This window comes from Streptomyces sp. FH025 (assembly GCF_017427025.1).
Taxonomy (GTDB): Bacteria; Actinomycetota; Actinomycetes; order Streptomycetales; family Streptomycetaceae; genus Kitasatospora.
In genome coordinates this window covers 1-12,804 of record NZ_JAFLNG010000152.1, presented here as the reverse complement: position 1 = coordinate 12,804, position 12,804 = coordinate 1, and the positions used below count along the sequence as shown (strand labels likewise).

Below are 12,804 nucleotides of genomic sequence, written 5' to 3'. Positions count from 1 at the left end.
GACGTCCTTGTGGAAGACGCTCGGGATGATGTAGTTCGCGTTGAGCTCGTCGTCGGTCACGGTGGTGGCCAGCGCCCGGGCGGCGGCGATCATCATCTCGGTGTTGACCGTCCGGCTCTGGGCGTCCAGCAGGCCGCGGAAGACGCCGGGGAAGACCAGCACGTTGTTGATCTGGTTCGGGAAGTCGCTGCGGCCGGTGGCGACCACGGCGGCGGTCTGCCGGGCGACGCCCGGGTCGACCTCCGGGTCCGGGTTGGCCAGCGCGAAGACGATCGCGTCCTCGGCCATGGTGGCCAGGTCGTCGCCGTCCAGCACGTTCGGGGCCGAGACGCCGATGAAGACGTCGGCGTCCGCCACGGCCTCCTTGAGGCTGCCGGTGCGGCCCGAGCGGTTGGTGTGCTCGGCGATCCAGCGCAGGCTGTCGTTGAGGTCCGTACGGCCCTGGTGGACCACGCCGTGCACGTCCGCCACGGTGGCGTGCTCGACGCCGGCCGCCAGCAGCAGCTTGAGGATCGCGGTGCCGGCGGCGCCGGCGCCCGACATCACCACGCGGATGTCGCCGATCTCCTTGCCGACCACCTTCAGCGCGTTGGTGAGGGCGGCCAGCACCACGATCGCGGTACCGTGCTGGTCGTCGTGGAAGACCGGGATGTCCAGGGCCTCGCGCAGCCGGGCCTCGATCTCGAAGCAGCGCGGCGCGGAGATGTCCTCCAGGTTGATGCCGGCGAAGCCGGGGGCGATCGCCTTGACGATGGCGACGATCTCGTCGGTGTCCTGGGTGTCCAGGCAGATCGGCCAGGCGTCGATCCCGGCGAAGCGCTTGAACAGGGCCGCCTTGCCCTCCATGACCGGCAGCGCGGCCTCCGGGCCGATGTTGCCCAGGCCCAGCACCGCGGAGCCGTCGGTGACCACCGCGACGCTGTTGCGCTTGATGGTGAGGCGGCGGGCGTCCTCGGGGTTCTCGGCGATCGCCATGCAGACCCGGGCGACACCCGGGGTGTAGATCATGCTGAGGTCGTCACGGTTGCGGATCGGCAGCTTCGAGGACATCTCGATCTTGCCGCCGAGGTGCATCAGGAAGGTCCGGTCCGAGACCTTGCCGATCGACACGCCGTCGATCGCCCGCAGCTTCTCGACGATCTCCTCGCCGTGCGCGACCGAGGAGGCCGCCACGGTCACGTCGATCCGCAGCGCCTCCAGGCCGGAGGCGGTGACGTCGAGACCGGTCACCGATCCGCCGGAGGACTCCACAGCGGTGGTGATCGCACTGACCGCGTTGCCGCGGGCCGGGACCTCCAGGCGCACCGTGATCGAGTTGGAGACACTGGGTACCGTCGCCATCGACGCTTCCTTCTTCCGTCTGTCCCGCAGGCTCAACATTTTGTTGAAGGCATCGCCTGCGCATGCTAGACCTCGATCGTCGCACCTTCCAAGGGATTGCCAGAAATAACGTTCATTGAGTGTGCGGATCCGACAACCCGGGCGAACCGCGCCCACCCCGCATCCGGTCCGGGACGGTCCCGGGGCGTCCACTCCTTGCCTCTCCGGGCCGATGCGTTACATTGGACGGGACACCGGCTCGATCCAAGCCCCCGGGCCCAACCTTCGTCCCTTCGAGGGACCACTTGCCGCGAGGCGAGCATGGCGGGTCGGTGTCGTCAACGTCTGAAGGCCCCTCACCGGTCGGTGAGGGGCCTTCGTCGCGTCACGGACCGTCAGCCGTGCAGCAGCGCGGGCACGCCGGCCGCGTCCGGCAGGTCGTCCGGGCCGGACAGCACGGTCAGCCGCTGGGTCGCCCGGGTCAGCGCCACGTACAGCACCCGCAGGCCGGCCTCCGACTCGCCGGCGATGCCGGTCGGGTCGGCGACCACGGTCGCGTCGTACTCCAGGCCCTTGGCCTCCAGGCTGCCCAGCGCCACCACGCGCTCGCCCAGGCCCTCGGCCCAGCCGGCCGCCTCGTCCCGGCGGTCCATCGGCACCACGATCGCCACGGTGCCGTCCACCTCGCCCAGCAGCCGCTCCAGCTCGACCCGGGCGGCCGCGGCGAAGGCCTCCGGCGCGGGGTCGGTGACGGCCGCGAAGCGCGGCTCCACGCCGACGTGGCGCACCGCGCTCGGCGAGGGGGTGCCCGGCGCGGCCAGCGCCAGCACCTTGGCCGCGACCTCGGCGATCTCGGCGGGGTTGCGGTAGTTGACGGTCAGCGTGAAGCGGCGGCGCGGCTTGCCGGAGAGCACCTCGTCCAGCGCGGACTGGGCCTCCTGCGGGAACGGCCAGGAGGACTGCGCTGGGTCCCCCACGATCGTCCAGGTGGCCATCCGGGACCGTCGGCCGATCATCCGCCACTGCATCGGGGTGAGGTCCTGGGCCTCGTCCACGATGACGTGCGCGTACTCCCTGCGCTCGACCGGCTGGCGGTCGCGTTGGCGGGCGCTGCGGTCGGCGAAGGTGGTGACCTCCTCCAGCCCGGTCAGCAGGTCCACCGCGTCCACCTCGCGGACCTTCGGGCGGGCCGGCTCGCCGAGCAGCACCTGTAGCTCGTCCACCAGCGCGACGTCGTGCGCGGACAGCGCGCCCTCGCCCTCCGGGGACAGGTGGCGCCAGGAGGCGGCCAGCAGCCTGGCCTCGTCCGGGGTGACGGCGCGGCGGGCGATCCGGTTGGTGTGCCGGCTCTGCTTGAGCGTGCCGAGCACCCGGCGCGGGGTCAGGGCCGGCCACCAGGCGTCCAGGAAGTCCAGGAACGGCGGCTCGTCCGAGACGTACTCGTCGAAGGACTCCTTCTCCTCCTGGCGCTGCTCGCGGGCGTAGTGGTCCGTGGGCTTGGGCAGGTGCCTGGTGGCCTCCAGCCACAGGGCGTCCAGCAGCAGCCGGCGGGCGCGCGGGCGCAGCAGGTTCAGCGGGGTGCCGCCGGAGCCCACCACGTTGCCGCGCACGGCCTTGAGCCGGCCGGCGTCCAGCTTCAGCACCTCGCCGCGGGCGACCACCTTGAGCTCCTGCGGCGCGCCGAGCTCCAGCGCCGCCCGGGCGGCCCGGCGCAGCAGCTGCACCATCCGGGCCGAGCCCTTGACCCGGGCCGTCTCCGGGGTGTCGTAGGTGCCCGCCTCGATGCCGTCCACCAGCGAGCCGATCGCGCGGATGGCGACCTGCCCCTCCTCCCCCAGCGCGGGCAGCACGCCCTCGGTGTAGGAGACCAGCAGCGGGGTCGGCGAGACCACCAGGATGCCGCCGGCGTAGCGGCGGCGGTCCTGGTAGAGGAGGTAGGCGGCGCGGTGCAGGGCGACGGCGGTCTTGCCGGTGCCCGGGCCGCCGGTGACCAGCGTGGCGCCGGCCGCGGCGGCGCGGATCACCTCGTCCTGCTCCTTCTGGATGGAGGAGACGATGTCGCGCATCGAGTGGCTGCGGGCGCGGCCCAGCGAGGCCATCAGCGCGCCGTCGCCGACCACGGCCAGCTCCTCGCCGTCCAGGGTCGGGGTGAGGTCGGGGCGCAGCAGGTCGTCCTCGACGCCGATCACCTTGCGGCCCTTGGAGCGGATCACCCGGCGGCGGATCACCCGGCCCGGCTCGACCGGGGTGGCGCGGTAGAAGGGTGCGGCGGCGGGGGCCCGCCAGTCGATCACCAGCGGGCCGTACTCGGCGTCCAGCACGCCGAGGCGGCCGATGTGGAGGGTCTCGGCGACGGCCGGGTCGGCCGGGTCCAGTGCGGTGTTCGACGGGATGCCGTGCTCCTCCGGGGCGTCCGCCCGCTGGAGGTCGATCCGGCCGAACAGGAAGTCCTCGAACTCGCTGTTGAGGCGCTGGAGGTGGGCGCCGGCCCGGTAGACCTGGGCGTCACGCTCGGCGAGCGCGCCGGGGGTGCCGACCTGGACCCGCTTGGCGGCGTCCTCCAGGATGTACTCGGCCTCGGCGAGCTTCTCCTCCAGCCGGTGGTAGACGGTGTCGAGGTGCTGCTGCTCACCGGCGATCTCGCGCTCGCGGACGGTCTCGTGGTCGGTGGCGGGGGTGGTGTCCGTGTTGCTCTGCATGGCCTCGGTGGTTACGACGGATATCCCGCTCCGGAAGACGAGCGGACGGATGATCCTACGCCCGGGCGGGCTCGCCCGTCTCACCGGGACCGTAAAAAATCCGAAGGCCGCCCCCCGCGTGAGCGGTGGACGGCCTTCGGTGTGAACATGGGGTGGTGGAGATGCCGGGAATCGAACCCGGGTCCAGTGGAGTTAATTCAGGGCTTCTCCGAGCGCAGTCCGCTGTGCTTTTCTCGGCCCTGGCGGTCACACGGACAAGCCGCCAACAGGCCCAGCTGCTGTTTGATTTCCCATCCACCCCCGCAGCCCGGGCGGACGGTTGAGTTCCCTAGATTATGCCAGGGTCCGGGTCGGGAACTCCCCGGTCTGACACCCAAGCGCTATCGGTGCTTATTAGGCAGCGAGAGCGAACTGCTGGGAATCGCGCTTAGAGTTGGCGATTATTTTTTTGCGACACGTGGTTAACGAGATCATTGCCGCGTTCCTCGGCTCGCTTCCCCTGTTTCAACATCCCCTGTCGAAACCGATCATCCCCATGTTTTTTTGAGAAACAGCTCGGACGATGACCGTCCGTGTTGCTGGCGCCATAGTACGCGAGGCGACGGGCGAGGGTCCAGCGGATTAACCCTGGCGCCGCCGGGCCGCCGCCACCGCGCGGGCCGTCTCGCGGGTGTCCTGCTTCTCGCGGAGCGTCTGGCGCTTGTCGTACAGCTTCTTGCCGACCGCGAGCGCCAGTTCGAGCTTGACCCGGCCGTCCTTGAAGTACAGCGAGAGCGGGACCAGGGTGTGGCCGGCGTCGCGGACCTTGGTCTCGATCTTGCGGATCTCCAGCTTGTGCAGCAGCAGCTTGCGCTTGCGCCGGGCCGCGTGGTTGGTCCACGTCCCCTGGGTGTACTCGGGGATGAAGACGTTGTCGATCCACGCCTCGTGGTTCTGGATGTAGGCGTAGCCGTCGACCAGGTTGGCCCGCCCCTCGCGCAGTGACTTCACCTCGGTGCCGGTGAGTACGAGGCCGCACTCGTAGGTGTCGAGGATCGTGTACTCGTGTCGCGCCTTCTTGTTCTGCGCGATCAGCTTCTGTCCGGTTTCCTTTGCCATAGCGCGGTCATTCTCGCACTTCGGGGCCGGGAACGGCAGCTGCTTTAGGCGCGGGTGCCGAGCCCGTTCAGGCGCGGGTGCCGAGCCCGGCGATGACCCGCAGGGCGAGGGCGCCGGCGTCCTCGCCGGCGTCGGCCGGGACGTCCGGGGTGAGGCCGGTGCCGTCCAAGGAACGGCCGGCCGGGGTGTGGTAGCGCCCGACGGTCATCTCCAGCACGGCGCCGTCGGCGAGCCTGCTGGGCTGCTGGACGGTGCCCTTGCCGAAGGTCCGGGAGCCCACCACGACCGCGCGGCTGCGGTCCTGCAGGGCGCCGGCCAGCAGTTCGGCGGCGCTCATCGTGCCGCCGTCCACCAGCACCACCAGCGGGGTGCGCTGGTCGCCGCCGGGCGGGGCGGTCAAGTCCCGCGTCTCGCCGCGCTCCTGGTACGAGCCGACCGAACCGCCGTCCAGGAAGATCCCGGCGGTGCCGACCGCCTCGTCCACCAACCCGCCGGAGTTGCCGCGCAGATCGAGCACCACGCCGGTGTGCGGGGTGCGCAGGGCGGCGCGCACCTGCTCGGCCACGCCGTTGGTGAAGGCCCGGACGGTGATCCGCAGGACGCCCTTGTCCAGGTGCTCCGCGGTGACCTGCTGACTGTCCAGCAGCACGCGCCGCAGCCGCAGTTCGCGCACCTCCCCGCCGGCCCGCTGCACGGCCAGGGTGACCTCGGAGCCGACCCGGCGCTCGCCGCCCTGGCCGCGCAGCCGGGCGACCACCTCGGTGACCGGCAGCCGGTCGGCCTGGTCGGCGTCGATCCGCAGCAGCCGGTCACCGGGGGCGATCCCGGCCTCGGCCGCCGGCCCGGCCGGGGTGACCCGGGAGACCGCGGTGACGCCGTCCTCGCCCCGGCCGACCGAGAGGCCGACGCCCAGGTAGCGGCCGTCCAGGCCCTGGCTGAACTCCGCGTACTCCTGGGCGCTGTAGTAGGCGCCCCAGCGGTCGCCGCCGGCCGCGAGCAGGTGCTCGGCCTGCTGCTCGGACAGCGCGGCGCCGGACGGGTCCGCCGGGAGCCCGGCGTTCGCGGCCGGGGCGAGGTCGGCGGCGGTCCGGCGGGGCGGGACGTTCGGGTCGCCCCAGGCCCCGGAGGCGGCGCCGGCCAGCAGCACGGCACCGAACACCAGGCTGAGGGCGGCCACCTGACGCGCCCTGCGCGGAGTTTGCAGCATGGAACCGGAGTCTAGACACCGCGCCGCGCGCGGCGGGCCGCAACGGAGGACCGCGGAACGGCGACGGCCCCGGACGGCGCAGTGCCGTCCGGGGCCGAAGGAACCGGTGGGGATCAGACCTTGAGGTACTTGCGCAGGGTGAAGAACGCCGCGACACCGGCCATGCCCATACCGACCACGATCAGCAGCGGAATCACCGCGAGCACCGAGCTGAGGCCGATGAAGTGGATGAACTGCACCCGGTCGGCCAGCCAGTTCTGGACGAAGAAGTGCCCGCCGATCAGCAGGCCCGAGGCCATCACCGCGCCGAGCAGCGCCGAGAACGCCGCCTCGGCGATGAACGGCATCTGCACGTAGAAGTTCGAGGCGCCGACCAGGCGCATGATGCCGGTCTCGCGCCGCCTGCTGAACGCCGACACCCGAACGGTGTTGACGATCAGCAGCAGTGCGACGAAGAGCATCAGCACCATGATCACGAAGGCCGCCGTCTGGAGGCCGTTGAGCAGGCCGAAGAGGTTCTCCAGGATCTTCCGCTGGTCCTCGACCGACTTCACGCCCGGCTTCCCGGCGAAGGCGCTCTGGATGACGTCGTACTTGGTCGGGTCGTTGAGCTTGACCCGCCAGGACTGCGGCATCGCGTCCGGGCCCAGGACGGAGATGAGCGGGTTGTCCGGGTTCATCTCCTTCCAGTGCTTGTACGCCTCGGCCGAGCTCTCGTAGGTGGACGACTGGACCACCGAACTCATCTTGTCCAGCTGGTCCTTGATGTCCTGGACCTGCTGGTCGGTGGCCGCGCCCTTGTCGCACTGCGGCGAGTTGCGGGCATCCGCCTTGGTGCAGAAGTAGATGCTCACCTCGACCTTGTCGTACCAGTACCCCTTCATGGAGTTCACCTGGTCGCGGACCAGGAGCGAGGAACCGGCGAGGGCGAGGGAGAGCGCGACACTGACCACGACCGCGATGGTCATGGTCAGGTTGCGTCGGAGACCCACACCGATCTCCGACAGGACGAACTGGGCACGCATGCGGGAAACAACTCCAGGGTCGGTACTGCTGGGTCTGGCGGTTTCGGGCCGGCGGCCCTACGGGTTCAGCGCCGGTCGGTCAGTGCTGGTACCCGTAGACGCCGCGGGCCTGGTCGCGGACGAGCAGCCCCTTGTCGAGTTCGATGACCCGCTTGCGCATCTGGTCGACGATGGCCTGGTCGTGGGTGGCCATCAGCACCGTGGTGCCGGTGCGGTTGATGCGGTCGAGCAGCTTCATGATGCCGACCGAGTTCTGCGGGTCGAGGTTTCCGGTGGGCTCGTCCGCGATGAGCAGCATCGGACGGTTCACGAAGGCGCGGGCGATCGCCACGCGCTGCTGCTCACCACCGGACAGCTCGCCCGGCATGCGGTCCTCCTTGCCGCCGAGGCCGACCAGCTCCAGCACCTCGGGCACCACCTTGGCGATGGCGCTCTTGGGCTTGCCGATCACCTCCAGGGCGAAGGCGACGTTCTGCGCGACCGTCTTGTTCGGCAGCAGGCGGAAGTCCTGGAAGACGGTGCCCAGCTGGCGGCGCATGTGCGGCACCTTCCAGTTGGACAGCTTGCCGAGGTCCTTGCCCAGCACGTGCACCGCGCCCGTCGTCGGGCGCTCCTCGCGCAGGCACAGGCGCAGGAAGGTGGACTTCCCCGAGCCGGACGAGCCGACCAGGAAGACGAACTCACCCTTCTCGATCTCCAGCGAGACGTTGTCCAGGGCGGGACGGTTCTGCTTGGGATAGGTCTTGGAGACGTTGTCGAATCTGATCACGGCTGCATCACGGAGGCCATCCTAGGCGGCGCCAGTCCTCGGTCGGTCCGCCCCGGAGGCCCGGTCCCGGGACGGGCGAAAGGAGCGCGGAGGGCGGCTCCCGGTCTGGGACCATACGCGAATCGGCGACCGGCCCGCAGGAGCCGCCCAGGACGGCGGCCGAAGCCTGGGGGAGAATGTCCGTTTATGCCCCGAATATTGCGAGCCATCTCACAGCCCGGGAGCCGGAACCGCCAGAACCTGGCAGAGTGGAGGTGGCGACCGCATCCGGCCGCTCCCCCGTACAGGGCAGGAAGAGGAACCAAAGCCCCGTCCGGTGCGTTGGCTGTAGCAGCGAGGAGGAGATCGCATGACCTGCGACCATCTGGTGTGCGCCAACTGCAACGGACGCGTCAGCGACGGGCGTTGCCCGGTGTGCCGCGCCAACCGGGCCCGGCTGCAGGAGCAGCAGGGGCCGTTCGCCGCGCTCTCCCCCGCGATGCTGCTGGCGCTGCTGGCCGGACTGCTCGCGGTGGCGCTGCTCGCCCGGCAGGCGCTGGCCTGACCCCACCCGACACACACGCTGAAGGCCCCCGACCGCTGCGGTCGGGGGCCTTCGGCGTGTCCGCTGTTACTCGGCGGCGGTCTCGCGCTGCTTGCGCCAGCGGATTCCGGCCTCGATGAAGCCGTCGATGTCGCCGTCCAGGACGGCCTGCGGGTTGCCGGCCTCGAACGCGGTGCGGACGTCCTTCACCATCTGGTACGGGTGCAGCACGTAGGAGCGCATCTGGTTGCCCCAGGAGCTGCCGCTGTCCTTGAGCGCGTCCATCGCCGCCTTCTCCTCCTGGCGGCGCCGCTCCAGCAGCTTCGCCTGGAGGACGTTCATCGCGGAGGCCTTGTTCTGGATCTGCGAGCGCTCGTTCTGGCAGGAGACCACGATGCCGGTCGGGAGGTGCGTGATGCGCACCGCCGAGTCGGTGGTGTTGACGCCCTGGCCGCCGGGGCCGGAGGCGCGGTAGACGTCCACCCGCAGGTCGCCCTCGTCGATGTCGACGTGGTCGGCCTGCTCGACGACCGGGAGCACCTCGACACCGGCGAAGGAGGTCTGCCGGCGGCCCTGGTTGTCGAACGGCGAGATGCGGACCAGGCGGTGGGTGCCCTGCTCGACCGAGAGGGTGCCGTAGGCGTAGGGCGCCTTCACGGTGAAGGTCGCGGACTTGATGCCGGCCTCTTCGGCGTACGAGGTGTCGTACACCTCGGTGGGGTACCCGTGCCGCTCGGCCCAGCGCAGGTACATGCGCATCAGCTGCTCGGCGAAGTCGGCGGCGTCCACGCCACCGGCCTCGGCGCGGATGTTGATCAGCGCCTCGCGGGCGTCGTACTCGCCGGACAGGAGGGTGCGGACCTCCAGTTCCTCGACCGCCTTCTGGAGCGCGACGAGCTCGGCCTCCGCCTCGGCGCGGGTGTCCGCGTCGTCCTCGGCCTCGGCCAGCTCGAACAGCACGCCCAGGTCGTCGATGCGGCTGCGCAGGCCCTCGACCCGACGCAGTTCACCCTGGAGGAAGGAGAGCCGGCTGGTCACCTTCTGCGCGTTCGCGACGTCGTCCCACAGGGTGGGGGCGGCTGCCTCCTCCTCCAGGACCGCGATGTCGGCCCGGATCTTGTCCAGGTCGAGGACGGCCTCGATCGACCCCATGGTCGTATCGAGGTTCTTGAGCTCTTCGGAAGGATCGACGGCTGCCACGCCCCCAGCGTAATGGTTCCGGCGGTGGTCATGACGACACCCCCGTTCCGCAGGGGGGCTACGGAGCCCGCGGAGCGGTGCCGTGCACGGTCGGGCGGGCCGGGTGGCCGTGGTCCGGGGCGGTGGCCGCGAAGGCCGTCCAGGCCGCGGCGGCGCCCGCCAGCAGCAGGACGGTGGCCAGCAGCACGGCCAGCAGCCGGCGGCGGCGCAGCAGGGCCTGGCGGTCCCGGCGGTGGCCCGGGGCGGTGCGCTGGGCGCGGGACTCCGCGGCGTACGCGGCCAGCTGGTCGGCCGAGGGGCGGCGCAGGCTGGTGTGGGTGTCCCGGGTGGAGTCCGGGGCGATGCCGGGCACCAGCGGGACGGCCGGGCCGCGGCGGCGCTTGTGGGTGCCCGGGGCGGCGTCGATCTCGGCGTACACGGCCTCGCCGGGGGTCAGCTGCTCCTCGGCCGGGGCGCGGCCCTGGGACGGCACCGCCAGCACCGGCAGTCCGGCCAGCGAGGGCAACTGCTCGCGCAGCCGGGCGGCCAGCTCGGCGGCGCGCAGCCGGGAGGCGGGGGCCTTGGCCAGGCACTCGGAGATGATCCGCCACAGCCCGTCGGGCAGGCCGGGGATCGGCGGGACCTGCTCGGTGACGTGACGGCGCAGCACCGCGCCGGTGTGGCCGCCGCCGAACGGGGTGGAGCCGGCCAGCAGCTCGTACAGGACGGTGGCGAGGGCGTAGATGTCGACGGCGGCGCGCGGCTCCAGGCCCTCGATGATTTCGGGGGCGAGGTAGTCGGGGGTGCCGATGATCCGGGTGGCCCGGGTGCGGCGCGGGGCGTCGACCAGCCGGGCCACGCCGAAGTCGGTGAGCTTGGCGCGCGGGGCGCCGCCCGGGCCGGGGGCGGCGGCGAGGTCGAGCAGGACGTTCTCCGGCTTGACGTCGCGGTGGACGATCCCGGCGGCGTGCGCGGCGGCCAGGCCGTCGGCGACGTCGGCGATGATCGAGGCCGCCACCTGCGGCGGGAGGGCGCCGTCCCGTTCCAGCCGGGAGCGCAGGTCGGTGCCCTGGACCAGCTCCATCACCAGGGCGAGGTCGCTGCCGTCCACGACCATGTCGCGCACGCCGACCACCCGGGGGTGGTCGAGGCTGGTCAGCGCGGTGCGCTCCTGGACGAAGCGGCCGACCAGCACCTGGTCGGCGGCGAGGTCCTCGCGCAGCAGCTTGACCGCCACCGCGCCGTCGGGCCCCTCACCGAGCCAGACCGTCCCGGCCGAACCCCGGCCGATCACCTGGTGGACGGTGTACCGGCTGCCGATCTTGCGTGCCAATGCTGCTCCGTGGGCGGCGCGGGAGCGCTCCGGGGGGTCCGGTGCGCTCGGTGGGGCGGGACAACAGCGACCAACCTACGCGCCCGAACCCCCTGTGCGGGCCGCCTGAGGGCCCCGGAGCGGGAGTCGCGGGCGAGAAATCTTGCGAATTGTCGACAAAGCGTCAATCTCACTGTCCGGGCCCGATCCGGAGCCGGCACCGGGTCGGCGCCGGGTCGGTGCCGGGTCGGTGCCGGGCCGGCGCCGGGTCGGCGCCTGACTCGTCGTCGGTTTGAGGCCGGGTCAGCTCACCGCGGTCGGCAGTGTCCAGCGCTGGCCCGGGGAGCCGTCGCAGCCGGCCAGGTCGGCGGCGCCGCCCGGCGCGGTGCCGTTCGCGGGGTCGCGCAGGCAGCCCTGGGCGCCCTGGTTCCACAGCGCGCCCGCCAGGCCCACCAGCCAGACATGGTACGGCGAGCCGTTGCAGGGGTTGAGCGAGGCCAGGTTGCCGTCGGTGCCCAGACACTTGCCGCCCTGCCGGACCGTCCCGTCGATCTCCACGCTCCACTGCTGGGCCGGCGAGCCGTCGCAGTCCAGCAGCGCGACCGGCTCCGGGCCGTCCGCCGGGCCACCGCCCGGCGTGCGGGCCAGGCAGCGGCCGCCCGGGGCGCCGATCGGGCCGACCGGGCGGCCGGGGCGCACGTCGGTGGCGAAGGACTCGGTGCGCAGGCCCGTACCGCCGCTCCAGATCTCGAAGCCGGCCTCCACCGAGATCAGGTACCAGTCGGGGTTCACCACCCCGCGCACCACCGCGTCCCGGACGAAGGCCCGCAGGTCGAGGTCGGTGACCGAGGTGACCGGGGTCTGCGCCTGGTAGGCCACCATCGGCCACTGCCTGCCGTTGGCGGCGATGGTGAGCTGCCAGCTGGTGTAGCCGGTGCCGCCGATGTTGGCGGTGCCCCCGCCGGGGCTCGCCGAGGCCGGGGTGCGGTCCAGCCAGATCATCAGCTCGGCGCCGTCCGGCTGACCGTTGGCGGCGGGGGCGGTCGGGGTGGTGTTGAACCAGAGGTCGTACGCCACGTTGAAGTCGCCCCGGGCGGGCAGCGTGGTGGACCAGCTGCTGGTGGCCCGTCCCAGCTCGGAGGCCTTGACCGGCAGCGCGCTGCCCCGGGTGCAGGTGCCCCAGTGGCAGCCGTCGAAGATCTCCGGGTACGCGGCCGGACCGGCCGGCGGGCTCGCGTCAGCCCGGGAGTCCAGGACGGTGAACCCGGCCCGGCCGTCCGTGCCCAGGCACTGCGCGGCCCCGCCGTAGTTGTTGTTGTCCACCACGTACCGGCCGCCCGCGACCGGGACGGTCTCGTACTGCCCGCAGTGCGCGACCTCCGCCGCCGCGGCCGGTCCGGCCGGCAGCAGCAGCCCCGCCAGCGCGAGCACGGCACCCATCAGCGCCGCGCCCGCCCGGCTCACCCGTGCGTCCATCCCCGCCCCCGTCAGGCCCTCAGTTGCTGCCGATGATGCTGTTCACCCAGTCGCGGGCGTTGTCGAACCAGCCCACCACGTTGTCCCAGTAGTGCGGCAGCGGCGTGAAGTTCCACAGCGCCAGCCCGGCCACGGCGAGCACCAGCAGCACCATCAGGCACCCCTTGAGGCAGCCGAGGCCCGGGATGTACATCCG

Annotated in this window: 10 protein-coding genes and 1 other RNA gene; 1 reads left to right on the top strand and 10 read right to left on the bottom strand. The window is 71.9% G+C overall.

Annotated elements, in window-relative coordinates; all coding sequences use genetic code 11:
* The 7 genes from J0670_RS13765 to ftsE all read right to left on the bottom strand — a co-directional run.
* Positions 1 to 1,341 (bottom strand): NAD-dependent malic enzyme (locus tag J0670_RS13765; RefSeq protein ID WP_207811830.1); only part of this gene is annotated, 1,341 nt, incomplete at its 3' end.
* Positions 1,342 to 1,715: 374 nt separating this feature from the next.
* Positions 1,716 to 4,019 carry a UvrD-helicase domain-containing protein gene (locus J0670_RS13760; RefSeq protein ID WP_207811829.1) on the bottom strand — a complete coding sequence of 768 codons (2,304 nt, stop codon included), beginning with the start codon at positions 4,017 to 4,019 and terminating at the stop codon, positions 1,716 to 1,718.
* Positions 4,020 to 4,172: 153 nt separating this feature from the next.
* Positions 4,173 to 4,554, bottom strand: a transfer-messenger RNA (tmRNA) gene (gene ssrA, locus J0670_RS13755).
* A gap of 86 nt (positions 4,555 to 4,640) precedes the next feature.
* Positions 4,641 to 5,117 carry an SsrA-binding protein SmpB gene (gene smpB / locus J0670_RS13750; protein ID WP_045695776.1) on the bottom strand — a complete coding sequence of 159 codons (477 nt, stop codon included), beginning with the start codon at positions 5,115 to 5,117 and terminating at the stop codon, positions 4,641 to 4,643.
* 67 nt (positions 5,118 to 5,184) lie between these two features.
* On the bottom strand, positions 5,185 to 6,324 hold the full coding sequence (locus J0670_RS13745) for a S41 family peptidase (RefSeq protein WP_207811828.1): 1,140 nt from the start codon (positions 6,322 to 6,324) through the stop codon (positions 5,185 to 5,187).
* Between the two features lie 113 nt (positions 6,325 to 6,437).
* Positions 6,438 to 7,349 (bottom strand): permease-like cell division protein FtsX, encoded by a 912-nt coding sequence (gene ftsX / locus J0670_RS13740; RefSeq protein WP_207811827.1) that lies wholly within the window; start codon positions 7,347 to 7,349, stop codon positions 6,438 to 6,440.
* 79 nt (positions 7,350 to 7,428) lie between these two features.
* On the bottom strand, positions 7,429 to 8,118 hold the full coding sequence (ftsE, locus tag J0670_RS13735) for a cell division ATP-binding protein FtsE (protein ID WP_207811826.1): 690 nt from the start codon (positions 8,116 to 8,118) through the stop codon (positions 7,429 to 7,431).
* A 349-nt stretch (positions 8,119 to 8,467) separates the two neighbouring features.
* On the opposite strand from ftsE, the gene J0670_RS13730 reads away from it, so the two are divergent.
* Complete coding sequence (locus J0670_RS13730) at positions 8,468 to 8,662, top strand: hypothetical protein (protein WP_207811825.1); 195 nt, start codon at positions 8,468 to 8,470, stop codon at positions 8,660 to 8,662.
* A 66-nt stretch (positions 8,663 to 8,728) separates the two neighbouring features.
* Here J0670_RS13730 and prfB read toward each other — a convergent pair whose 3' ends face one another.
* The 3 genes from prfB to J0670_RS13715 form a co-directional block, all read right to left on the bottom strand.
* On the bottom strand, positions 8,729 to 9,841 hold the full coding sequence (gene prfB, locus J0670_RS13725; RefSeq protein ID WP_207811824.1) for a peptide chain release factor 2: 1,113 nt from the start codon (positions 9,839 to 9,841) through the stop codon (positions 8,729 to 8,731).
* 58 nt (positions 9,842 to 9,899) lie between these two features.
* Positions 9,900 to 11,153, bottom strand: coding sequence for a serine/threonine-protein kinase (locus J0670_RS13720; protein ID WP_207811823.1), 1,254 nt, complete (start codon positions 11,151 to 11,153; stop codon positions 9,900 to 9,902).
* A 282-nt stretch (positions 11,154 to 11,435) separates the two neighbouring features.
* Positions 11,436 to 12,608, bottom strand: coding sequence for a ricin-type beta-trefoil lectin domain protein (locus J0670_RS13715; protein ID WP_207811822.1), 1,173 nt, complete (start codon positions 12,606 to 12,608; stop codon positions 11,436 to 11,438).
* Positions 12,609 to 12,804: the final 196 nt, after the last annotated feature.